This is a genomic window from Pseudomonas sp. 58(2021), from assembly GCF_017491585.1.
Taxonomy (GTDB): domain Bacteria; phylum Pseudomonadota; class Gammaproteobacteria; order Pseudomonadales; family Pseudomonadaceae; genus Aquipseudomonas; species Aquipseudomonas fluorescens_BT.
Genome location: NZ_JAFGYZ010000015.1, coordinates 16,416 through 40,443 on the forward strand (window position 1 = coordinate 16,416; position 24,028 = coordinate 40,443).

The following is a 24,028-nucleotide window of genomic DNA, read 5'->3' on the forward strand; positions in this document are numbered from 1 at the left end:
GAATCGCTCCCTGTGTCGTTTCAAAGCGCTTCGAACCAGGGCAGCACTGGCGACCGCTTGCCGATGTCGGCGTACGGCAACGTTTGATCGTCAGCATGGGTTTTGCCACGGTGCTCCGGCAGTTTCAGATGGGCTTTTTCGAACTCACCGAACCGGGGCCTGGCCTTGCTGTAGTGAAAGTGTGCATACCACAACAGACGGGGCGGCTGGATGCTCAAATCGCGAATTTCGTATTCCTGCAGGTAGTCTGGCCGGCCGTCGGCGCGATTGCGCAGTTGCTTCATCAGCGCAATCTTGCGGACCTCCACGGCATTTTGCCGAAGCAGGTCTTCGAGCATGCCATCGGTGGGTTTTCGGCTTGCAAGAGTCTGCCGGGTGCGCATTTGCCGTCCTTGAGTGCGCAATCGGGCAGCCATGGTGTCCAGTTCTTCGATCACCGGATGCTCGGCGGACAGGGCTTCGATATCTCTGGCGCGGCGCGACAAGTCATCGGCCTCGCTGATCATCATGTGTTCCAGATCCACCGGGAGCATGTCGCGTTCGGCATAGGTCTGCACTTTTGCTTGATAGGCCGGTTGTCCATCAAGCCGCTTGCGGGCATCGGTCAGCAGCGACGGGAGATGGCGCGTCGCAACCGGTTGCGACGGCTGCACCGTCAACAGGCGATACCGGCCATTGCCCGTCTGTTCCCAGACTTCCTCCCCGGCCTTGCCGTGGTTCAGGACGAATTGCCGCTTGCGGGTTCTGAGTTCCCAGTTCTCCACACCGATCAGCCACTGATCGTCTTCGGTGCGAAAGATCTTCTTGTTGCCTTGCCCGCCAGTACGCGGGGGCACCGGATGGTCGATGGCCTTTCTGGCCCGCTCGGCCATGACCTCCACGCCGGCCATCAACGGTTCGAACTCCTCCATGTGAAAGTACTGCGGGTAACTGGCGGTCCATTGGTTCATTTCCCGGCCATATCTTGCATAGGTGTCGAGACAGTCCGTCAGAATCTGCATGCGCTGTGCCCGCGTGGCGCTGACCTCCGACAGGCTGAACTGCGTAAAGAGCGCCCGGTCCATGTCGACACGCAATTGCCAGGCCCTTTCCTGCAGATATCGCCAGGACACTTCGCCGGTGTTTTCGAAGTTCTTGACCGTTTCCAGGCGCTGCGAAGTCTTGATGTATCCCAGATTGAAATCGGTCATGCGACTGTTCATGTCAGTGATCATCGGCCCCAGTTTGGCCCTGTCCGTTCGAGCGGTGACGAGGCTGAACCAACGATTGAGATCGCTCATCAGTCCTTCGACGTCCTCGATAGCGGCGATGATTTCAAGACGAATCCGGTGCATGTCCTGTAGTTGTCTCAATCGTTCCTCGATCGAGTCCGCAGGTAACGCATCGAGGACGTCGTGCCGTGCATCGAGCTCATCCAGTTTCTTGCGGATGCGATGATTGGTGATCAGCGCCCGGTGTTTGAGGCGGTCGGTGATCAGTGTGGCGTCGTGGCTCTGTATCTCCAGCAGCGCCCGCAGTTTGTTGCCATGAGAAAGGGCGCGCAGTTCGGCCACTGTCTGAAATTGCCGGGTGGCCAATGCAATGTCATCTCGACAGCATTTTTCTGCCGCCATTCTGAACAGCAGATTATCGGGGTGCTCGTAGTGGGTGTTGATCACCACATCACTTCGTCGAACCTGAGCATCGATACGAGAGCTCAAGCTGTCACATTCGAGGGTCAGTCGATGGTGCAATCGATAAGTGCGATCGATCCACCAGCGTGGCAGGCGGTTACGTATCGCCTGCGGCCAGACCGGGTCGAGGGCATCGGCCATGTGCCCCAGCACGCTGCCACCCCCGAGGCCACCGCCCTCGAACGTGGTGCCGTAGACACCGAACCAGGTGTCCCACTCACCAGCCTCGTCCAGAGCGATGGGTTGCTTATAGGTTTTCCGGGCGGTGCCGCTCAGACGCCAGTTGCGAGAGTCATGACTCCATTCGACCTGGTAGATCCGGCCCTGGCGGACGATGAAATCCCCGTCGGCATGCCGGTAGATGTTTCGCCATAGGCCACTGTCGACCGGTTGCAGACCGGCCAGCGAGAGGGGCGACTCATATTCGTAACCGGCGAACCGTTCGACGATGCGCCGCGCCTGGTGTTGATTTCTCAGCGTCAGCGCAGCGGAGTCGGTCGCCAGGTTCCGAAGCAAGCGGGTGCGGGTCGCCGAACGGGCCTTGAGCGCCGCACCAGCGCCGGGTACAAGATCGATGGCAGCGTCGATCAGGCATAGCAACAGTGATTCGATCTCGGTCAGTCCATCGCCGACCTTGCCCCGCAGAAACGCCGCGACCGCCTGGTTGGCGGCACTCCAGGCGTCATACAGCGCGAGCGCCGTGCCGACGAAAGGTACCAGCCCCAAAGCCATTTTCAGGTAGTTGAATACCCGGGGACCATTGAGGGCGTAGCGCTCCAGATACAGCGCTTCATTCGAGCGCGATGTACCACGATGGGCCTCGATCAGGCGGCCCATATGAGCGTCCAGCAGGTGTGCGGCAAGTGACGTGGTGGACGGCCACTTCAGCCCGACGCCGATCATGCCGTCAAAGCGTCTTTCCACGGCCAGGGCAATACGGTTTTCGTGGGCACGAACGCTGCCCTGCACGGCGCGGCCGGCCAGATAGCGGATCATCGTGTCCTGGCTACAGCGCTGGAACAGATCCTTGCGAGCCGCTTCGAGGCTGTCGTAAACACGCAGGAATCGGCCGTCGGGAGCCTCCGGCAGGTACAGCAACGTCGTGCCGCCTGCCTGTTCCTCGATAAACGTCACCCCGGACAGCGTAGCGGGCCCTTCGCCCGGAGTGTCCGTGCCACCGGCGGCCAGGATCGCCGGGCGCAATACAATGCGTCGGTCACCGTTGTTCCAGGCTTCGTCGGTGTCGGCATCGATGGCTGTGTCGAGGATGTGCAGCGCAGGCGTGTCGATCTGATGCTGCAACCACGCGCATCGACCTTGCAGCCTGAGCATCAGGCGCCAGGGTTCGAGCAGGCATTCCCGACGATATTCGCGTCGGTAGGGTGGCTCGTCGGGCGTGCCTTTGAAGGTGGAGTAGATCAGTTGCTCGTAGGCCTTGGGCAGGTCCAGTTCCGGCAGCAGCCTGCGCAGGTAGGGAAGGGTGATCCCTGCAACCAGCGCCGAGTGGTCGCGGTCGTCGCTGGCACTGACTTCAACCTGCATGAAGCGAAGACGCATCAGCAGAGGTTCCAGATTCATCGACGCTGTGTTGTCGATATTGAGTTGCGCCAGGGCCTCCAGCGACAGGCTGCTGCGAGTTGCGCTGGGTACCGGCACCAGCTTCTGAGGGGTGCCGGGAGCGCCGGGCGCGTTGAATGTCTGCTTCTGCAGTGCCACCGAATCCGGCAGGTTCAGATGCACCGAAAAATACCCTTTGAGGGAAAAGTCCCGGCGCAGCCGTTCATGCAGACGCTGGCGGGTGAAATCCTCGCGAGGCGGCAATGTGACGGTCAGCAATGCGTGACTCCGGTTCATCGCACCGATCCAGGCCTGGATCAAATCCTTGAGGGGGTTGCGTTCGGTGTCTGGCAGGTCGCGCAGCCAGTCAGGCATTTGGGTGGCGAGGATGGCGCTGCGTTGCTGATCCATTCGAAAGGCCAGGGCCTGGCGTCGGGCTGCGTGGATCGGCACTTGTAGAAGGGCAAGCGTCTGGTTGCGCAGGTGTTCCAAATCATCTGCACGGTGTCGGGCCTGTAACGGTTCGCTGTAGCGTTGGCGAATCGTGGCTGCCCGGGTTTCGAACTCGCCGGTCAACTGATTCAACGCGTAGTGCAGCGGATCGCCTGGAATAGGTATCAACTCCAGCACCTGACTGCCTGTGCTGGCGTGCAGTTTGAACAGTTGCTGTTCAAGGGCCTGAAGATCGGCGAAACGTTGCAGGCCACCGCCGCTGCCGGGCCAGTAGAGCAGCAGACTTTGTGTGGAGACTGGCCCGGGTTGCCTGCGCATCAGCACGAATGGGCCATTGATCTCTTGATGGTTGACCAGGGTTTTGTTTTCCACGGACTCGGTCAGTGACAGATTGAGGCTGACCGCTACGAAATCGGCATCGGCGCTGTCGGGTGTACCCAGCATTGATGTGAGCAGACGGTGTTCTTCAACGCTGATCTGATTCAGGGCCCGTTGCATCTGCGCTTCGGCAAGCAGCCCTTGCCTGTGAGCGTTGTGCAGCGCGGTAAACTGCCGATTGAACGTGGTGACGTCCAGTGTTCGCTCGCGGTAGAGCAACGCCCTTGCGGCGAGGTCGGCGGCTTGTTCGGCGTTTTCCTGCGTCGTTTGCAGCGCTCTGAACGATTGCAGGGCTTCACCGTCAGGCACTGATTCCAGTGCATCGCATTCACGCTTGACGGCAGCCTGTCGCAGGGACCTGGAAACATCGGCATGCAGGTCGCCGAACAATGATGGTTCGTCTTCGTTCTCCTGCGTCGGGACAGGGCTGTCCAGGCCGGGAGGTGCGCTGAAGATGGCGAGGCTGCGCTGTCGGTCGATTCGCTCGGCAACATCCAGCGAACGGGGGCCATGTTCAGCCAGGCCGCGTTTGCCGTCCGATCCGTTGCGCAGGGCGGTGATTTGCGCCATTTGCTGCTGCGACAGCCACTCATTGAAGACCATCGTCAGTGAGCGGCCGGCGGGGACATATTCGATCTGGAGGTTCTCGACCGGCAGTCCGGCGGGCACGTAGGGCCGCAGCGCCAGCCGAGTCTGCACGTCACTGCGTCGGGCGAAGGCCTGGATCGCATCCGCTTGGCCGGGCGCGTACAGCAAGTGAGCGGCGTCGTCTGCGCGGCTGATGACCCAGGCAGCCGCCGGTTTTACCCGCACGCCGTTGTGCAGTCGCAGGGTCGGCAGTTCGATGCGCAGAGTATCGTCTGAACCGCTGCGCGTTGGCGTCCCGTCCATCAGCGACCACAGGGGTTCCAGCTGTTGAGCCGTTACCGTGCGCCGGGCAAAGGCCATTTGCGCGGACGCCTCGATATGCCCGCGGTACAAGCGGTCGGCCTGGTCCCGACGGGACAGAGGCGTGCCCGGGGCGCGGGATCTCCAGTAAGCCTGCCAACGCTCATCAAGCGCCAAAGCCGGTTCGAGGGTTTTGATTTGTGCGAGCAGTTGCGACGGGGTGAGTGCCGACAGTGCATGGGCGTTGTTCATACCGGTCAACCGGCATCGGTTGTCGAGCCATTCCTCCAGTCGCGGGTGCTGAACGACAAAGGCAAAGGCCGCCGTGAGGCTGACAAAACGCTGTGCATGCCCATTTGTCGGGTGAAAAAGCAAACCGCACTGCTGGCCGTTCAGACCCAGTTTCTCGTGGAGCAACCGGTCAAGGGTATCGCGAACCGAGGGAACGCCGGCGCACAGTTGGCGCAGTCCTTCGCTGCAGGCTCGCCGCCGGACTGCCGCGCCTTGCAGCAGGCTTTCATCGATAGAGACGGGCAGGCTGGCGAAGCCGGGCAGCGTGTACAACGGGGGAGGGGGACTTTCTAAAAAGGATCGTTCGACCATGACGACAGGCTCAGGCAGAGAGCGGCGGATCCGCTCATTCATGAGCTATTCAAGAGCAATGGTCAGACGGAGGGTGGTGCATGTTTATCGGGATCAACCGACCACTCGGCACTCTTCATCAAACTGTCATCGAACTGTGGCAGCGCGCTTGAACAAACTTCATCAGACTCGCGCTCTACTGGGGTTCTGCGTTTCGGTGTTTTTCATGTTCAAGGGAATTTTTGCAATCGCGGCGTTGTTGGCCGCGGTTTTTTTCGGGCAGGCGTCCTATGCGGCGTCGCGTTGCGACGTCAATGTACCGACCGAACGGGTCGATCTGGCGCAGGTGAGCCTGGCGTACCAGAGCATCGGCCGTGCGTCGGATCCGGCATTGCTGTTGGTGATGGGACTGGGCGGGCAGTTGATCCACTGGCCGGACGAAGTGGTGGTCGCCCTCTGTCAGCAGGGCTTTCGGGTGATCCGCTATGACAACCGCGACGTGGGTCTTTCGACCTGGCGCCAGGCACCGGCCGAGGCCAACCTGACGTTTGAAGTGCTGCGCTACAAACTCGGCCTGCCGGTGGCGGCGCCTTACAGCCTGACCGACATGGCCGACGATGCGCTGGGCCTGATGGACGCATTGCACGTCGAGCAATTCCACGTGCTCGGCGCGAGCATGGGCGGGATGATTGCCCAGCACCTGGCGGCGATGGCACCGCAGCGGGTCGAGAGTCTGACGCTGATCATGACCAGTTCCGGTGCCGAAGGCTTGCCGGCACCGAGCGCTGCACTGGTGCAATTGTTGTCGCGCCGTGGCGCACCCAACCGCGAAGTGGCGCTGGAGCAACAGGCGGATCTGTTGGCGGCGCTGGGCAGCCCGATGGTTACCGATGATCGTCAGGTGCTGTTGCATCAGGCGGCGGTGTCCTATGACCGGGCGTTCAATCCCGAAGGCGTGAAGCGCCAGATCATGGCGATCCTTGCCGAACCGAGCCGGGTGGCATTGCTCAATCAATTGCGGGTGCCGACCCTGGTGGTACACGGCACGGCCGACCCGCTGCTGCCGGTGATGCACGGCGTACACCTGGCAGCGCACATTCGTGGCAGCCAGTTGAAGCTGATCCCGGGCCTGGCCCATCGCTTCCAGGAGGCGTTCAAGGCGCCGTTGCTGGCGGCGGTGTTGCCGTATTTGCAGCAACACCGTGAAGACACTTCGCACTGGGCGCAGATCGAACCGGTGGGCGAGCGCAACCTGCTCTAGCGGGTGTATCGTGCAGGTCTTTGACCACCGGGCAGCCGGTGGATACCTTTGTCGGGGCGGTCCCGGCAGATCATGAGCGAGGCGAAGGGCGGCACGGTGAATCGAGGCCGTGAAGATTCCCGGGCTCGGCCCGGGAATCCTGCTCAGCGGACGATCTTGTCCACGTGAATCCCCAGTTTTTTCAGGCGATACCAGAAGCTGCGCTCGGAAATCCCGATCAACTGCGCCGCCGCAGCCTGCACACCGTTGCTCTGCGCCAGGGCGGCGAGGATGTAGGCTTTTTCCACCTCTGCCAGTGCCGCTTCAAGGTCGGCCGGCACGCTGCCTTCGGCGACCAGAGCGCCGGGCTCGGTCGGCTGTGAGGCAAACAGATAGGCCGGCAGATCGTGCTCTTCGATCACTGTGCCGGAGGCGACGATGGTGGCGCGTTCGACGCAGTTCTGCAGCTCACGAATGTTTCCCGGCCACGAATAGCGAGTCATCGCCTGCAATGCCTCGGCGCTGAAACCGCTGAAGCGTTTGCCCGCCGCGGTGCCCAGGGTGTGGGCGAAATGCCGGGCCAGCGGGGCGATGTCTTCGACCCGCTCACGCAAGGCCGGCAACGGAATCGGGAACACGTTGAGGCGGTAATACAGGTCTTCGCGAAACTCCTTGTTGGCCACCGCGTCCAGCAGGTTCTTGTTGGTCGCGGCGATGACCCGCACATCGACCTTGCGCTCGCGCGGATCGCCGACCGGTTCGATGATGCGTTCCTGCAAGGCGCGGAGGATTTTCGCTTGCAGCGCCAGCGGCATTTCGCCGATTTCATCGAGAAACAGCGTGCCCTTGTCCGCCTGCTGGAAGCGCCCGACCCGGTCCGATACCGCACCGGTGAACGCACCTTTACGGTGGCCGAACATTTCACTTTCCAGCAGCCCTTCCGGGATCGCTGCGCAGTTGACCGCGACAAACGGTTTGTCCGCGCGATTGCCATGCTTGTGGATGGCCCGGGCGACCATTTCCTTGCCGGTGCCGCTTTCGCCGGTCAGCAGAATGGTGGCGTTGCTTTCGCGCACCGAATCGATCGCGCTCAAGACCCGGCGAAAGCTCGGACTGTCGCCCACCAGACTGTCGATCTGCTGGTGTTCGTCGAGTTCGGCGCGCATGCGCAGGTTGTCTTTGAGGATGTCGCGAAACTGAAGGGCCTTGCTGACGGTGATGTCCAGCTCATCGATGTCGAACGGTTTGGCGATGTAATCGAAGGCGCCGTTGCGCATCGACTGCACGGCATTTTTCACCGTGCTGTAGGCGGTCATGACGATGACCGGCAACTGCGGGAAGCGGTTCTTGATTTCCGCCAGCAGTTGCGGGCCGTCCATGCCGGGCATGCGCCAGTCGCTGATCACCAGATCGATGTCCTCGGATTCCAGCACCTTGAGCGCATGCAGGCCGTTGCCGGCGGTGAACACCGCAATGTCGTTCTGACTCAAGGCCGATGCCAGCAGGTCGCAGAGCTTGGGCTCGTCGTCCACCACCAGTACGTTATGCGTCATCGCTGTCCTCGTCGAAATCTTCACCGTTGGCCGGAATGTACAGGCTGAAGGTGGCTCCGGCATCTTTTTCGCTGACGCATTCGATGCGTCCGTCATGGTTTTCCATGATCGAGAAGACTTTGGCCAGACCGAGCCCGGTGCCGGACGCCTTGGTGGTGACGAACGGTGTGAAGATCCGTTCAAGCATGTCCGCTTCGATGCCCTGGCCCGTGTCGCTGATGCTGATGACCGTATTGTGCTCGTCGCTGGCGATGCCCAGGGTCAGGCGGCCGCCCTCGGGCATGGCGTCGATGGCGTTGACGATCAGGTTCAGGCCCGCCTGTTTGAGTTGCCGCGCATCGGCATACACGGTGGCACCCGGCGCGCGGTCGTCGATCTGCACATCGATGTTGTGGCTGGAAAGCTCCGGGGCGCAGAAACCCACCAGCTCATCCACCAGTGGCCGCGCCAGTTGGGTCGAACGCAGCGGCGCACTGGGTTTGGCGAAGTCGAGAAATTCAGTGATGAGGTCGTTGATGCGGCTGACTTCACTGACCACATATTCCAGATGACGCTTGTCGGTCTCCGGAAGGTCGGCACGTCGGTGCAGCAATTGCGTGGCTGTCTTGATGATGCCCAGCGGGTTGCGGATTTCATGGGCCAGGCCCATCGCCACTTCGCCCAGCGCGTGCAGGCGGTCGCGGCGCCGCAGTTGCGACTCCAGGTGCTGCAACTCGCCGAGGCGTTCGCTCATGTGGTTGAAGATGCTGCTCAGCTCCGCCAGCTCATCGCCGCCGGTGACCGGCAGGCGCTGACGGTAATCCCCGGCGATCACCGCTTGCACGCCTTTGGCCAGGCCGCGCAACGGTTTGGTCATGCGCTCCGATACCAGCCAGCCCACCGCCAGCGAAGCCGCCGAACTGAGGATGAAGATCAGGATGAACAGATTGCTCTGGTTGACCAGCCCGACCAGCGTGGTGTGACGCAGCAGGCCGCTGAACACCACACCTTGCAGCTCGCCGTTTTCGTTGAGAATCGGTCGGTAGATACCGCTGTAGCGCTTGGTCGACTGCTCGATCGGTTGTTTGGTGTTGCGCAGTTGCTGTTCGATGTTTTCCGGAACGATTACCGGGTGATCTTCAAAGCGCTGAGTGGAAAAGATCTCGGAGAAATCGGCGTCTCTGGCCAGGTACAGACGCAGGTCCAGGGAATGTACGTCGGCGACGCTGGTGAGGAAGCTGTTGTCGAGGTAGGTCACCACGATCAGTTTATAGTCGGTGCCGTCCTGATCGCTCTCGAAGGTCGACACCACGGCGCCGGTCGCCACACCACCGACCTGCAGGGTCTGCAGCACGGCTTTGGGCGCGGTGCTGATCTGCCGCACGATGTCATCGGCGGCGGTGCTGAATACCACTTTGTGATCGCTGTTGCGCACCAGCGCGACCACATCGATGCCCATGGAGTCGGCGATGTCGGAGGTGAGCTTGTCGCGCCGGGCCGACTGGCGGTCCGTTGGCGGACGGGTGTAGCGCAGGAACAACTGCGCGGCGCGGGCATTGTCGCGCACGATCTCGCGGATCTCGTCCTCGACGATCTTGGTCGACTCCTGCAGCCAGATTCGCACGTTGCTGTCGAAAATCTGCGACAGGGTGGTGGCCGCCAGTTCCGCGGCGATCATGGTCGGAATCACGCTGACCAGCCAGAACGCCAGCACCAGTTTGCGTTGCAGGCTCCAGCCGGAAAGGGCGAAGGGTCGGGCGGTGGCGTGTCGGTCTTTGCTCATCATGCTCGCTTATTGTTGTTCGCTTATCGCGGTCGCCATGGCCGGATCGGTTCGATCCGGACGGATGAAAATCTTGACCAGCCGCAGCAGGTGATTGAGTACGGGGTGGCGATGGCGGAAAAACACCGTGTTGCCGATGAACGAACAACCCAGGCGCAGCTTACTGGCATAACCGGCCTGACCGCACGCGTAGATCGGAATCCGGTGCTCAATACAGTAGCCGACATTGGCCAGCCAACTGCGCATGTACAGTTTGTGCTCGCGGGTCCGGGCCAGATCATGGGCGAAAAACTTGTCCACCAGCCGCTGTTCGTCCAGCAGCACCAGATTGAATGCGACCAGCTCATCGCCGACCCAGTACAGGACGCAGGCGGCACGTTCGTCGAGGTGTTCCAGCACTTGCCGAAAATAGGCCGCCGGCAGGCATTCGAAGGCCAGGTCGCTGCGCGCCAATGTCGCTTCATAAAGCCGCATCATGGTCGGCAGCAGGTCGTCCACCGAACGTCGCCATTCGATTCGCGGGCCTGAGCCGCGCAGGGTCCGGCGCAGGTCCTTGCGGGTGGATTTGCCCAGGGTGCCGAGGTAGGCGTCGACCGAGGCGAATTTGATCGGCAGCTCGGCACCGGGCAATCCCGGCATGCTTTGCAAACCGGCCTCGCGGCAGGCCTGGAGCCATTGTGGATTGCGGTGGGAAGCGTCCTTGACGGCCAGCAGGCCGACCCCGGCCTGGTCCGCATCCTGACGGGCCAGGTTCAGCAGACGTGCGAACAGTTCCGGCAAGCGTGCCGGATCGATAGACGGATGGGTGCCGACGTGGCACTGCTCCGCCACTGGCGAACCGAGGGCGTACAGACGAATGTCGAACAGCCCCGGCCAGCAACTGCGCAGCCATTGGCTCAAACGTTTGCCGGTGCCCTGCAGCGTGGTGTCGAGCGAATAAGCCGTGGTGAAGGCCACGACCGCCGCAATCAGCCGGTCGTTTTCAAACAGCGCCAGATAGCGCCACTGAAAGCCGTCGATGCCGGCCTGTTCAACGGCACGATAGTAGGCCCAGTCTTCGAGCTCCTCGGGAAAGCAGGCATTCCACGCGTCGCGATCAATCGCTTCGATGGTTGAAAAGGCTTGGGCCGTGATCACGTCGTTTCCTTAACCGGCATGGCATGTCGTTTTGCAGTCGCTTCACGCTCGTTGCCGGTATTCCTCGGTTGGCAGGGAGTGAGCGGATAGCGCAAGGTCGGTACGGTGGTCGTTGATGAACTGCACGCTCAGTTCAACGACGCGCCGGTACTGCAGGTCGACGGTGATCATGTGATAACAGTCGTCCAGCAGGATCTTCACCACTTCACCGCCGAGCTTGCGTTCCACGTAGTCGGCATTCCAGCGGCTGGTGATGTCGTCCTCGATGGAATGCAGTACCAGTGCCGGGACGGTGATCGAAGGCATGCGCTTGCGTACCACGGCGTTCATCCGGTGCAGTTCGCGCACGGTTACCCCCTCCATGGTCAACAGGCCGGCCTCGCTACTGTGGCCTTCCTTCATCTGCCGTTCGACGATGGCTCGCAGGCGCTCGTTCTTGATGCCGTAGGGCGGTTTCTCTTCGAACTTGCAGATGTGCACGCCGAACGGGATTTTCATCAGCAACGGCGTGAGGAACGCCAGTTTGTTGATACTCCAGCCGTCGTACTTGAGCGTCGTGGAATACATCAGCAACCCGGCCACCTGGCCCGGATGCTCGGACGCCACGTACATCGACATCACCGCCCCCATCGACAGACCGCCGACGAACACCTTGCTGTGCTGGCGACGAATGCCGACGAAGGTTTTGCGCACGCCTTCGTACCAGTCGCGCCAGCCGGTGGCCTGCAGGTCGGCATTGCCGCCGCAGTGCCCGGCCAGGGTCGGCACATACACCGTGCAACCGGCCTTGGCCAGTCCCACGGCGACCCGACGCAACTCCGTCGGGGTGCCGGTGAGGCCGTGGATCAACAACACCGCGACCTCCCCTGTGCCGAGAACGAAACCGGCGTCGCCTTCGCCCAGATCGATCCCGGCCGCGTTCATCGTTTCATCGCCCGGGCCAGCAGACGGTCGAGCAGGGCGATGCCCAGGTCGATTTCCGGGTAGCTGATTTCCAGCGATGGCGCGAGGGTGATCACGTTCTTGTAGTAACCGCCCACATCGAGGATCAGGCCCAGTTTGCGACCGTCGATCTCGATGTCGCCCTTCATGCCTTCCTCGACCATGAAGTCCAGGGTGGCCTTGTCCGGGGTGAAACCGTCCGGGGCGCAGATCTCGCAGCGCAGGGCCAGGCCCAGGCCATCGACGTCACCGATGATCGGGTAGCGTTTCTGCAGGTCCTGCAGGCCTTCGAGGAAGTATTTGCCCTTGGCCATGACCATCGCGCCGTAGTCGACTTCGCTGGTCATCTTGAACATTTCCAGACCCACGGCGGTACCCAGCGGATTGGAGGCAAAGGTCGAGTGGGTCGAACCTGGCGGGAAGACTTTCGGGTTGATCAGTTCTTCCTTGGCCCAGATGCCGCCCAGCGGGTTGAGGCCGTTGGTCAGTGCCTTGCCGAAAACGATCACGTCCGGTTTGACGTCGAAGTGCTCGATCGACCACAGCTTGCCGGTGCGATAGAAGCCCATCTGGATTTCGTCGACCACCATCAGGATGCCGTGCTGGTCCAGCACATGCTTGAGTTCGCTGTAGAAGTTCATCGGTGGAATCACGTAGCCGCCGGTGCCCTGGATCGGCTCGACGTAGAACGCGGCGTATTCACTCTGGCCGACTTTCGGGTCCCAGACGCCGTTGTATTCAGTCTCGAACAGACGGGCGAACTGCTGCACGCAGTGGCTGCCGTATTCTTCCTTGGTCATGCCTTTCGGGCCGCGGAAGTGATACGGGAACGGGATGAAGTTGGCGCGTTCGCCGAAGTGGCCGTAGCGGCGGCGATAGCGGTAGCTGGAGGTGATCGACGAGGCGCCGAGGGTGCGACCGTGGTAACCGCCCTCGAAGGCGAACATCAGGCTCTTGCCGTTGCTGGCGTTACGCACGACTTTGAGCGAGTCCTCGATGGACTGCGAACCGCCGACGTTGAAGTGCACGCGACCGTCGAGGCCGAACTTCTTCTTGGCGTCCACGGCGATCATTTCCGAAAGCTCGATCTTGCCTTTGTGCAGGTATTGGCTGGCGATCTGCGGCAGGGTGTCGATCTGCTGTTTCAGCGCATTGTTCAGGCGCGGGTTGGCGTAACCGAAGTTGACCGCCGAGTACCACATTTGCAGGTCGAGGTAGGCCTGGTCTTCGGTGTCCCAGACATAGGAGCCTTCGCAGCGGCTGAAAATGCGCGGCGGTTCGATGTAGTGAACGGTGTCGCCGTAGGAGCAGTACTTGGCTTCTTTTTCCAGAAGAATCTGGTCTTCCTGGGTAGCGATTCGAATATCAGACATGGTGGAAGAGTTCCTGGGTTTCTGTGTTGAAAGTGGTGGCGTTGGCGGCGCTGGCCTTTGGCAGCAGGGCCAGCAGCGCCGGGAGTTCGGCGAAGCTGTCGAAGCGGGCGTAAGGGATCGCGTTGCGTTCGCAGTACTCGGCGAGGCGACCCTTGGCGAAGACGAAGTCGGCGGTGGAGGACACGCACATGTCGGACTGGCCATCACCGATCACCAGCACCCGTTTGTTGCCCGGCGTGGATTTGCATTTGCAGTTGCCGGACGCTGCGCGGCAGGCGTCGCTGGAATGCGGAAAGTCGATGCGCCAGCTTTCGTGATCGAGCTGTCGCAGGCGGTTGGCGAGAATCGGCAGCAGGGTCACGTAGTTGCGCGACAGGATCCGCGCGATGCCTTGCTCGATGCCGTCGCTGACCACTTCGAACGAAGCGCCCAGGCCGATGGCGTGGTCGACGAAGTCGGGGAAGTCCGGATCGATCTCGATGCTGTCGAAGAACTCCAGCAATTGGCCGGGCGTGGCCTTGACCAGCGAGAGCTGGCGGCTGAGGCATTCACGGGAACCGATTTCACCGGCCAGCCACTGGTTTTCGATCGTTTCCCAACTCGGGTCGGCGAAGCGTTCGAGGATGCTGTCGATCACGTCGGTGCGGGTGATGGTCCCGTCGAAATCACACACGATATGCCAGTCAATCATCTGCATTACCTATTGGTCAGAGCGCGTTGTGTGCGCTTGCCGAGGGGTAGAGCAGGGACTGTGCCAAGTGCCACCCGCCCCTTGCCGGCGGGGCCGATCAGGTGCTTTGGCAATTCGAAGCTACAATTTTTGTAGCTTGCTACAAACAACATGAGTGCTTGCGCAGTGGGGGCCATCCGGGGATTGATGCGCGCATGTTCAATTAAGGGAATGGACTCATGAAGAGGAAGACACCGTTTTTACTCGTGGTGCTGAGCGCTTTTTCGGCCAGCGCAATGGCGGACCGGATTACCGGGGAGGCCGGTGTGGGCCTGGGTTATCAGCCTCACGATCCGAGTGGCAGCCGTTATGAAACCCGGCCGATACCGTATCTGGATCTGGACTGGGGCGACGTGAGCCTCAGTACCGATGACGGCCTGACCTGGAGGGCCTTGAAGACCAACGGCTTCAGTGCCGGCCCGTATGTGAATTACCTGCCGGGCCGCACCTCCAACGGCGAACTGCGCGGTTTGCGCGACGTGCCCGACATGGCCGAGGCCGGTGGTTTCGTGCAGTACGCACCGGCCGACTTCTGGCGGGTGTTTGCCTCCGTTGGCCAAGCCATCGGCGGCGGTGGCGGGCAGGGCGGCGTACTCGGTCGGGTCGGTGGCGAGATCGGTTATCCACTGGGCGGCGGCGTGATCGGCAGCAGCAATCTGACTGCACATTTCGCCAACGCCCGGCAGAACAACACCTTCTTCGGTGTCAGCGACAAGGAAGCCCAGGCGTCCGGCATACGCGCCTACAACGCAGGCGGCGGTCTGCAGAACATCGCGCTGACCCAGAGTTTCGAGTTTCCTCTGGGCCCGCAATGGTCGCTTTTGACCAGTGCGAGCTGGATTCACCTGACCGGTTCGGCGGCCGACAGCAGCATCGTCAAAGGCGTCGGCGATACCAATCAGGGCGAGGTGCAAATGGCGATTGCCTATAAATTCAAATAGGCCCGAGGGGAACTGGTCTGGCCTTTGCAGACAGCCGTGACGAACCCATTGTTTCAGGATGTTCTTCATGGCTCGCCCTGCTTACCGTCTGCTGGCCCATTCGTTGTGGGACCTGATTCCCGTCGTCCTCGGCCTGGCCCACTTCGCCTTTGTGGTGTGGCTGGTCCTGGCCTTTCATGCGTTGTCCTGGTGGGCACTGGTGCCGCTGGCGCTGGTTTACGCGGTGAGCCTGTCATGGAGCATCAACAGCATTTCCCACAACCAGATCCACAACGCCTACTTCACGCCAGCGTGGCTCAACCGCGCCTTTGACCTGCTGCTGTCGGTCACCATCGGTTTTTCCCAGACCCTTTACCGCGATATCCACAACCGCCATCACCGGGGCAATTCGGACCGGCCGGGGGCGGATGGCAAGACCATCGATCCGTTGTCGATCTATCAGCGCGGCAAGGATGGTCAGCCCGAGAATCCCTGGGCCTACACCTTCCTGAGTTTTTTTCGCGACGACCCCAAGCCGATCTACGACGAGATGCAGCGCAAACGTCCCGCCGATGCGCGCTGGGTCAAAGTGGAGATCGGAGTCACGCTGGCGTTCTATCTGGGGCTGGCGATCTGTGACTGGCGGGCGGTGCTGGTGTTGCTGCCGTTCTGGTATCTGGGCCAGGCGCTGTCATCGCTCAACGGTTACTACGAGCATTTCGGCGGCAACCCGGATTCGCCCATCGCCTGGGGCGTCAGCGCCTACAGCCCGCTCTACAACCTGCTGTGGATGAACAACGGCTACCACGCCGAGCATCACTACCGGCCGAAAATGCACTGGACCCGGGTCAAGGCGTTTCACCGGGAGATCGCCGGACAACAGCGGGAGGCGGGGGTGAAGGATATTCCGGTGGCCCATGGCCTCGGATTTCTGGTGGCTCATCGCAAGGATTGAACCGTAACCAATGTGGGAGCCCGCGGGCTCCCACGACCGTTCACATCAGTTTTCCTCGCCCTCGGCCAGCAGCGCAATGCCGCCCATGATCACGGCCACGCCCACCCAGTGCAGCAGGCTGATCTGTTCGCCCAGCCCCAGCCACGACCCCAGCAATACCCCGACGAATACCAGCGAACTGAGCGGGAACGCCAGTGACAGGCTGCTGCGCCGCAGAATCAGCATCCAGACAAAGAACGCGCCGATGTAGCAGGCAATCGCCACCAGCACACCCGGCGCCTGGGCGACGCTGAGCAGCCATTGCAGGGTGAAGTCCATTTGCCCCAGTTGATCGCCGCCGACCTTGGTCGCGATCTGTCCGCCACTTTCCAGAATGATCAGCAACGCCCAGAGCACCACGGTGCCGAGGCGGCCATGAAGCCAATCCATCGAGCCATTCCTTTTGAGTATCAGTTGAGAATCAGGCATGGCCGACACACACGAGCATCACGCCCGCCGTAATCACCAGAGTGCCCAGCCAGCGACGGCGGCTGACGGTTTCGCCGAGGAACGACTTGCCGGCCAGCACCACGCCGCAATACGCCAGCGCGGCGGCGGGAAACAACAGGCTCAGGGGGGCCCGGGACAGCGCTTCGAGCCAGACGAAAAACTCGATCACGTAGGCGCCGATCCCGCACCACAGCAGCGGCGCATTGAACACCTGGCCCCAGAACGCGCCCAGCCGAAAACCGCCCTCAAGCTCAGGCAGACGATCCAGGCCGAGCTTGAAACAGAGCTGGCCGATCACGTCGAGCACGATGGAAAACGCTACCAGCATGATGACGGTGAAAGTCATGGGAACAGCTCCTCGAACAACTCGATCAGCGCCTGGTTGGTCGCCGAATTGCGCAGCAGATCGGTCTCGCTCCAGCGTTCTGCCGGCGGCTGGTCGGACTTGGCTTCCCAGCGTTTGAACGCGTTGCTGAAGGCCGGGCGGGCGAACTCGCCGCAGATGTCGATGCCGATGATGCGCTTGCTGGCGGCCAGGCTGCGGATGGCCTGGAGCAAGTGGCTCAGGCGCATCTGGCCCTGATCCCAATTGGTCGCGGCGTCTTCGCTGGCCAGCACATCCTTGTCGATGGTGATCCACACCGCCTGGGTGGGCAGGCTGGCGATCATCCGCTCGAGAAACGCCGACCAGTCCTGATCGGCCAGATTGTTCCAGTGCAGCAGGTTTTCCTGTTGCTGATGGCCGGCGCCGTCACCAACCCGGCCCCAGACTTTCGACGGCGGGTGCTGCCACGGGAACAGCTGCAACACTCCGCGTTTGAGTGCGCCGAGATTGCCGCCCTTGATCTGCGGATTTTGCAGGTCGTCGCTGCACGGCCCGAGGGTGACGATACGTTCGATGTTCGGCAGTTTCAGGGCCTGATTGACCCACGAACCGCAATGCCGACGGGGCGCGAAGTGCACCCAGTCGGGGTGGTTGTCGAAGTGGATCAGGCTCACCGGCTCCGGCAAATCAGTCAGGAAGGCCGGCGTCAGATGGTGATAGTCGCCGGAGCCGACGAAAAAGATTTCCGGTGCGGGGCCGCTGTGCCGGGGCCGCTCACGCAGGCGTTCGGTGAAACGGCGGAAGGTGCGTTCGCTGGACCAGAGCCGAAGTTTCGGGCCCAGGTCGAGCAGGTCCAGGCGCCGGGCACGGCCGCTGTCGAGCAGTCGTGCGATGGACGCCTGACCGGTCAGGCTGTGGTCGAGATCTAAAATGTTCAAGGTCGCAATTCACCCTTGGCAGACCCTCCCAGACACCGGCCTCATCGAACATGAGCGCCGGCCGGGCGGGCTTTCGGGGGTAAATGCAAGGGACGGGCCAGGCCCTCTCCCACACGCCAGTTCAGGCGTGCAGGCGGACCCAGACGCTGACCAGTGTCGTCGCTGCCATCAGCCACGCGACAGCCGCCACGGCCAATGAAGCTTCAAGGCGCATCCGGTCAACCATCACGTACAGCGTCGCCAGGTACACGAAGTACGGAATGATCGACCACATGCCGAACACGATGGTGGTCTTCAGGTCGTCGAGCGAACGGCCCTTGCCGACGACGTAATGGGCGATCAGGGCGAAGGTCGGAAACAGCGGCACCAGTCCTGCGATGTAGTAGTTTCTGGTCTTGGCCAGCATGGCAAGAATCACCACCACTGCCGCACCGAGCGTTGCCTTGAAAATCAGATCCACATCGTTCTCGCTTAATGGTTCAGGCCGTACTTTTTCACTTTGTCGAACAGCGTGGTCTTGGCCATGCCCAGTTCCTGACTGGCCTGGGTCAGGTTGCCGCCGCTGCGCTGCAGGGCGTCGCTGAGCAGGTTGCGTTCAAAGGCTTCCACCGCTTCGGCGAACGCCAGGCCCTGACCGCCACTGCTGGCGCCTGACTTCTTGAACGCCGGCAAACCGAGGGCGAAACGTTCGGCGACGTTGCGCAATTCGCGCACGTTGCCCGGCCAGTCGTGGCTCATCAGGCTGGACAGGGTCTGGTTGTCCAGCTCCGGCAGCGCTCGGTCGAAGCGCAGGGCCGACTGCTGGGTGAAGTGTTCGAACAGTTGCAGGATGTCTTCGCGGCGCTCGCGCAGGGGCGGCAGTTCCAGCGTCACCACGTTGAGGCGGTAGTACAGGTCGCTGCGAAATGCCCCGGCCTTGCTCGACTCGTCGAGGTCGGATTTGGTGGCCGCGATCACCCGGCAATCCACCGCCACGCTCTGGTTCGAGCCGAGGCGTTCGAGGGTGCGTTCCTGCAACACCCGCAGCAGCTTGATCTGCAACGGCAACGGCATGCTTTCCACTTCATCGAGGAACAGCGTGCCGCCGTCGGCGTGTTCGATCTTGCCGATCCGACGCTTGCCGGCGCCGGTGAAGGCGTTGGCCTCGTGGCCGAAGATCTCGCTTTCGAACAGGTTTTCCGGCAGGCCGCCGCAGTTCAGCGCGACGAATTGTCTGGTGTGGCGGCGGCTGAAGTCATGCAGGCAACGGGCGACCAGTTCCTTGCCGGTACCGGTTTCGCCTTCGATCAACACGTTGGCCGAAGTGTCGGCGACGTTGGCGATCAGCTCGCGCAGGTTCTGCATGGCCGGCGAGCGACCGATGATTCGACCCTCAAGGGAGTCGCGCTCGGCCAGTTGCCGGCGCAGGAACGAGACTTCGCGGTTCAGGCTGCGTTGCTCCAGCGCACGCCGGGCGACGTCCACCAGCCGTTCCGGGGAGAACGGTTTTTCCATGAAGTCATAGGCACCTTTCTGCATCGCGCCGACGGCCATGGAGATGTCGCCGTGACCGGTGATCAAAACCACCGGCAGGCTGCGGTCCCGTTGCTTGAGGCGGGTCAGCAGTTCCAGACCGTCGATGCCGGGCAGGCGGATGTCACTGATGACGATGCCGGCGAAATTGTCGCCGACCCGCTCCAGGGCTTCCTCGGCACTGCCGACGCCGATGCAGGGAATGTCTTCCAGGGTCAGTGCCTGCTGGCAGCCGAGCAGCACATGGGGATCGTCTTCGACAATCAGCACACTAAGGTCATTGTTCATATTGGCTCGGCAGGAGTAGGGCTTACCAACGGTAAACTGAGGACGAAAGTGGTACCACCGCCGGCCGGGTGCTCGACACCCAGATGCCCGCCAGTGGCGGCGGCCAGACTGGCGGAGAGGGTCAGGCCGAGGCCCAGGCCCTGTTCGCCGGGTTTGGTGGTGAAAAACGGTTCGAACAGATGCTTGCGCGCTTCGGCGTCGATGCCGTGACCGTTGTCGCGCACCCGCAGGCGATATTTGCCGTCAAATTCTTCGCCTTCCAGCCACAGCTCCGGCAGCGGTTGTGCCTGCATGGCGTCGAGGGCGTTGCCGATCAGGTTGACCAGAATCTGTTCCAGTCGCGTCTGGTCGATCTGCACTTGCACATCAATGAACTGACGATGCACTTGCAGCGCGGCTTTTTCGACACGGGCGCCGAGCACTTGCAGCGCGGCGTCCACCGCTTTGCCGAGGCTGGCGCGACCCTTGTCGTCACCGCGCCGGGCGAACGAGCGCAGGCTGGCGGTGATCCGGCCCATGCGGTCGATCAGGTCGTTGATGGTCTTGAGGTTGGTACTGGCGACATCCAGCTGACCCCGTTCCAGGAAACGCACGGTATTGCCCGACAGTGTGCGCATCGCCGCCAGTGGCTGATTCAGTTCGTGGGCGATGCTGGTGGACATCTGGCCGATGGCTGCGAGTTTACCGGCCTGCACCAGTTCGTCCTGGGCCCGGCGCAAGGTTTCTTCGGCCTGACGGCGTTCGCGGATCTGACTCTTGAGCCGTTCGTTGCTGGCGCGCAGGTCGGCGGTGCGTTCGGTAATCCGACGCTCGAGCTGATTGTTGGCTTCCTGCAGGGCTTCCCGGGCGGCGAGGCGGGTGGCGATGACCTTGCGGCGCTCGTTCCAGGCAATCAGCAGGAACGCCACCAAGGCAAACGCCACGGCTACCAGAATCCCCTGATTGATCGCTTCGCGCCGCAGGTCCTGCAACGGCGTGAGCAGGGTGAAGTTCCACGGTGTATCGCTCAATGGCCGGGTCTGCGCCAGGTAGCTGATGTTCTCTTCGTCGCCATCCTGTTGGCTCGGCACTTCGCTGTTGGCCGGGAAGGTGAGTTTTTCCACGCCTTCGGCCAGGGTTTCTCGGGCCAGCGGTTGCAGTTCGTTGAGCGGAAACCAGTAGTACTGCAGGCTGCGGGCGAGTTTTTCCTTGGTCTCGTCGCTCAGTGGCACCACGGATTTCAGGCGTCGGGCCGGGTCGCTGGAGAGAATGATGATGCCGTTCTCGTCACTGACGAAGGCTTCCAGGCGCGCCCGTTGCCAGCGCTCCTCCATGGCCTCCATACGGACCTTGACCACCGCGACACCGATGATCTTGCCGTGTTCTTCCAGGCCATGGGCCAGGTAATAGCCGGGTTCGCCATTGGTGCTGCCGATCCCGTAGAAACGTCCGGGCTGACCGCGTACCGCTTTCTGAAAGTAGGCACGGAACGACAGGTCCTCGCCGAGGTAGCTGTCGACATCGCGCCAGTTGCTGGTGGCCATGACCCGGCCGGTAGTGTCCATGACATAGATGGCCCGACTTCGGCTGCGCCGGTTCAGGCCTTCAAGGTAATCGTTGACCGTTTGCCGGTGTTCCGGAGTCGGGTCGCCGAGCAGCTGTGAAACGCTCGATTCGAGCTCCAGCAGGCTGGGAAGGTAGGTGTATTTGCTGATTTCGCTTTCGACGGCCCGGGCGTTCAGTTCGAGTTGACGCTGGCCGTTTTCGCTGAGGCTGCGAATGCCGAAGTGTTCACTGGTCCAGAAGCCGGCGTAACCCAGCCCGACCATCAAAACGATGACCAGCGGCGGCAGGAACAAATGGCGGATCAGACGGGGTTTCACGGCAAGTGATGGCGTGGTTGCGCGATAGAGATTGGGGTCGCATTTCATCACAGATGCCTTGGGTCAACCACAACACAAATCTCAGGATCAGAATCGATCCAATGTGGGAGCGGGCGTGCTCGCGAAAGCGGTGGGGCAGCCAACGATGATGTTGAAAGTGCCGGCCCCTTCACGAGCAAGCCCGCTCCCACAGTTGGGGAGCGGTGTGTGGTTTTAGTGCTGCAGGATTTTCTCGAGGAAATGCTGCGCGCGTTCGGAGCGCTGGCTGATGTCGCCAAAGAACTCTTCTTTCTTGCAGTCTTCGATGATCTTGCCGGCGTCCATGAAGATCACACGGTCGGCCACTTTGCGGGCGAAGCCCATTTCGTGGGTCACGCACATCATGGTCATGCCTTCGTGGGCCAGTTGCACCATCACGTCGAGCACTTCGTTGACCATTTCCGGGTCCAGCGCCGAGGTCGGTTCGTCGAACAGCATGACGATCGGGTCCATCGCCAGCGCACGGGCGATCGCCACACGCTGTTGCTGACCACCGGACAGTTGGCCCGGGTGCTTGTGGGCGTGAGCCGAGAGGCCGACGCGCTCCAGCAGTTGCAGGCCTTTTTTGGTCGCTTCTTCCTTGCTGCGGCCCAGCACCTTGATCTGCGCGATGGTCAGGTTTTCGGTGATGGTCAGGTGCGGGAACAGTTCGAAATGCTGGAACACCATGCCGACGCGCGAGCGCAGTTTCGGCAGGTTGGTCTTCGGATCGGCAATCGATGTGCCGTCGACCACGATGTCGCCTTTCTGGAACGGCTCCAGTGCGTTGACGCACTTGATCAGGGTCGACTTGCCCGAACCGGATGGGCCGCAGACCACGATCACTTCACCCTTCTTGACCTCGGTGCTGCAATCGGTCAGCACCTGGAAGTCCCCATACCACTTGTTGATGTTCTTGATAGAGATCATACGGCGAACCTTTTTTGCAGACGCTTGACCAGCTGCGAGGCGGCAAAGCTGATGGTGAAGTACACGAGACCTGCGAAGATCAGGAACTCATTCGAGCGGCCAATGATGTCGCCACTGGCGCGCGAGGCGTTGAGGAAGTCCACCAGGCCCACGGTGTAGACCAGCGAGGTGTCCTGGAACAGGATGATGCTCTGTTGCAGCAGCAGCGGGGTCATCTTGCGGAACGCCTGGGGCAGGATGATCAGGCGCATCATCTGGCCGTAGGTCATGCCCAGTGCTTGCGCCGCACCCATCTGGCCCTTGGGAATCGACTGCACGCCGGCCCGGACGATTTCGCAGAAATACGCCGCTTCGAACATCATGAACGCCACGATGCACGAGGTGAACGCGCCGATCGGGGTGTCTTCGCCGGTGATCCAGCGCAGCACGAACGGCACCGCCAGGTAGAACCAGGTGATCACCAGCAGCAGCGGGATCGAACGGAAATAGTTGACGTAGGCGCCGGCGATGCTCGACAGCAGTTTGCTGTGGGACAGACGGCACAACGCAAGGATGGTACCGAGGATGATCCCGCCGACCACGCCCAGCGCCATCAGCTTGAGGGTCATCAGCATGCCGTTCCACAGGCCGGGAATGGCCGGAACGATGCCACTGAAATCGAATTCCATTATTTACCCCCCACGGAGATCAGGCCGGGCACGGCGACTTTCTTCTCGACCATGCGCATCAGCAGCATCAGGCTCATGTTCAGGGTGAAATAGATCAGGGTCGCCAGGGTGAAGGCTTCAAACAGGTTGGCCGAGAATTCGGCGGTCTGTTTGGTTTGCGCCAGCAGCTCCATCAGACCGATCAGGGACGCCACGGAGGAGTTCTTGAACACGTTCAAAAATTCCGAGGTGAGCGGTGGAATGATGATCCGGTAGGCCTGGGGCAGCAGCACGTTCCAGTAGATCTGCGGCAGCTTGAAACCCATGGCGCGAGCGGCGGATTCCTGGCCGCGCGGCAGCGCCTGGATACCGGTGCGAACCTGTTCGCAGACCCGGGCGGCGGTGAACAGGCCCAGGCACACGACAACGCTCAGGTAGGCCGAGGTGGTCGGGTTCAGGTCCTGTTTGTACCAGTCCTGCAGGTTCTGCGGCAGCATGTCGGGTACCAGGAAGTACCAGATGAACAGCTGAACCAGCAGCGGCACGTTGCGGAACAGTTCGACGTAGCAGGTCGCGATGCCCGACACGATACGGTTCGGCACGGTGCGCATGATGCCCAGCAGCGAGCCCAGCAACAGGGCGATGATCCAGGCCACGATGGCGATGGCGATGGTCCAGCCCAGGCCGGAGATGAACCAGTCGAGATAGGTCTCGCTGCCCACGCCGGTGGACTTGAAGAACACGCCCCAGTCCCAGTTGTAATTCATTAGGGTCTCCCCTCGATTCGATCGATGTACAAGTGCCCGCCTGGGGAAGATCCTTTCCCGTCTGACGTTGAACGTCAGGCACACGCGATCGGCTCGAAAACCACCAGGT

Annotated in this window: 19 protein-coding genes; 3 read left to right on the forward strand and 16 right to left on the reverse strand. The window is 61.6% G+C overall.

Annotated elements, in window-relative coordinates:
* Positions 1-20: 20 nt before the first annotated feature.
* Positions 21-5,513, reverse strand: coding sequence for a DUF6543 domain-containing protein (locus J5M72_RS18255; protein WP_243433387.1), 5,493 nt, complete (start codon positions 5,511-5,513; stop codon positions 21-23).
* Between the two features lie 244 nt (positions 5,514-5,757).
* On the opposite strand from J5M72_RS18255, the gene J5M72_RS18260 reads away from it, so the two are divergent.
* Complete coding sequence (locus J5M72_RS18260) at positions 5,758-6,792, forward strand: alpha/beta hydrolase (protein WP_169431731.1); 1,035 nt, start codon at positions 5,758-5,760, stop codon at positions 6,790-6,792.
* A gap of 143 nt (positions 6,793-6,935) precedes the next feature.
* Here the strand turns inward: J5M72_RS18260 and J5M72_RS18265 are convergent, their stop codons facing one another.
* The 6 genes from J5M72_RS18265 to J5M72_RS18290 are packed head-to-tail and all read right to left on the reverse strand — an operon-like array spanning position 6,936 to position 14,229.
* Positions 6,936-8,324 carry a sigma-54 dependent transcriptional regulator gene (locus tag J5M72_RS18265; RefSeq protein ID WP_169431730.1) on the reverse strand — a complete coding sequence of 463 codons (1,389 nt, stop codon included), beginning with the start codon at positions 8,322-8,324 and terminating at the stop codon, positions 6,936-6,938.
* A complete protein-coding gene (locus J5M72_RS18270; RefSeq protein WP_169431729.1) occupies positions 8,314-10,089 on the reverse strand; it encodes an ATP-binding protein in 1,776 nt (591 codons plus the stop codon). Before J5M72_RS18270 ends, J5M72_RS18265 begins: the two co-directional genes overlap by 11 nt.
* Positions 10,090-10,095: 6 nt before the next feature.
* Positions 10,096-11,223, reverse strand: coding sequence for a GNAT family N-acetyltransferase (locus tag J5M72_RS18275; RefSeq protein ID WP_207866712.1), 1,128 nt, complete (start codon positions 11,221-11,223; stop codon positions 10,096-10,098).
* Between the two features lie 42 nt (positions 11,224-11,265).
* A complete protein-coding gene (locus J5M72_RS18280) occupies positions 11,266-12,147 on the reverse strand; it encodes an alpha/beta fold hydrolase (protein ID WP_207866713.1) in 882 nt (293 codons plus the stop codon).
* Positions 12,144-13,538: an aminotransferase class III-fold pyridoxal phosphate-dependent enzyme gene (locus J5M72_RS18285; protein WP_169431726.1), complete on the reverse strand. Its 1,395-nt coding sequence runs from the start codon at positions 13,536-13,538 to the stop codon at positions 12,144-12,146. The genes J5M72_RS18280 and J5M72_RS18285 overlap by 4 nt, the downstream gene beginning before the upstream one ends.
* Complete coding sequence (locus tag J5M72_RS18290; protein WP_169431725.1) at positions 13,531-14,229, reverse strand: HAD-IB family phosphatase; 699 nt, start codon at positions 14,227-14,229, stop codon at positions 13,531-13,533. The genes J5M72_RS18285 and J5M72_RS18290 overlap by 8 nt, the downstream gene beginning before the upstream one ends.
* A 218-nt stretch (positions 14,230-14,447) precedes the next feature.
* Between J5M72_RS18290 and J5M72_RS18295 the strand changes: the two genes are divergently transcribed.
* Together J5M72_RS18295 and J5M72_RS18300 are read left to right on the forward strand one after the other, a co-directional pair.
* On the forward strand, positions 14,448-15,209 hold the full coding sequence (locus J5M72_RS18295) for a MipA/OmpV family protein (RefSeq protein WP_207866714.1): 762 nt from the start codon (positions 14,448-14,450) through the stop codon (positions 15,207-15,209).
* A 67-nt stretch (positions 15,210-15,276) separates the two neighbouring features.
* Complete coding sequence (locus tag J5M72_RS18300) at positions 15,277-16,143, forward strand: fatty acid desaturase (RefSeq protein ID WP_169431723.1); 867 nt, start codon at positions 15,277-15,279, stop codon at positions 16,141-16,143.
* Between the two features lie 45 nt (positions 16,144-16,188).
* On the opposite strand, the gene J5M72_RS18305 is transcribed toward J5M72_RS18300, so the two are convergent.
* The 9 genes from J5M72_RS18305 to J5M72_RS18345 form a co-directional block, all read right to left on the reverse strand.
* The gene (locus J5M72_RS18305) at positions 16,189-16,611 is read right to left on the reverse strand and encodes an EamA family transporter (RefSeq protein WP_134827966.1); all 423 of its coding nucleotides are present in this window, start codon (positions 16,609-16,611) and stop codon (positions 16,189-16,191) included.
* Complete coding sequence (locus J5M72_RS18310; RefSeq protein ID WP_169431721.1) at positions 16,604-16,978, reverse strand: transporter; 375 nt, start codon at positions 16,976-16,978, stop codon at positions 16,604-16,606. Before J5M72_RS18310 ends, J5M72_RS18305 begins: the two co-directional genes overlap by 8 nt.
* Positions 16,975-17,895 (reverse strand): arginase, encoded by a 921-nt coding sequence (locus J5M72_RS18315; protein WP_169431720.1) that lies wholly within the window; start codon positions 17,893-17,895, stop codon positions 16,975-16,977. Before J5M72_RS18315 ends, J5M72_RS18310 begins: the two co-directional genes overlap by 4 nt.
* A gap of 121 nt (positions 17,896-18,016) precedes the next feature.
* Positions 18,017-18,346 (reverse strand): GlpM family protein, encoded by a 330-nt coding sequence (locus J5M72_RS18320; protein ID WP_207866767.1) that lies wholly within the window; start codon positions 18,344-18,346, stop codon positions 18,017-18,019.
* 20 nt (positions 18,347-18,366) lie between these two features.
* Entirely contained in the window at positions 18,367-19,695 is a 1,329-nt protein-coding gene (locus J5M72_RS18325) for a sigma-54 dependent transcriptional regulator (protein ID WP_207866715.1), read from the reverse strand.
* Positions 19,692-21,605 carry a sensor histidine kinase gene (locus tag J5M72_RS18330; RefSeq protein WP_169431718.1) on the reverse strand — a complete coding sequence of 638 codons (1,914 nt, stop codon included), beginning with the start codon at positions 21,603-21,605 and terminating at the stop codon, positions 19,692-19,694. The genes J5M72_RS18325 and J5M72_RS18330 overlap by 4 nt, the downstream gene beginning before the upstream one ends.
* A 165-nt stretch (positions 21,606-21,770) precedes the next feature.
* Entirely contained in the window at positions 21,771-22,505 is a 735-nt protein-coding gene (locus J5M72_RS18335) for an amino acid ABC transporter ATP-binding protein (protein ID WP_007953170.1), read from the reverse strand.
* Positions 22,502-23,173 carry an ABC transporter permease subunit gene (locus J5M72_RS18340; RefSeq protein ID WP_169431717.1) on the reverse strand — a complete coding sequence of 224 codons (672 nt, stop codon included), beginning with the start codon at positions 23,171-23,173 and terminating at the stop codon, positions 22,502-22,504. Before J5M72_RS18340 ends, J5M72_RS18335 begins: the two co-directional genes overlap by 4 nt.
* Complete coding sequence (locus tag J5M72_RS18345; RefSeq protein WP_169431716.1) at positions 23,173-23,919, reverse strand: amino acid ABC transporter permease; 747 nt, start codon at positions 23,917-23,919, stop codon at positions 23,173-23,175. Before J5M72_RS18345 ends, J5M72_RS18340 begins: the two co-directional genes overlap by 1 nt.
* Positions 23,920-24,028: the final 109 nt, after the last annotated feature.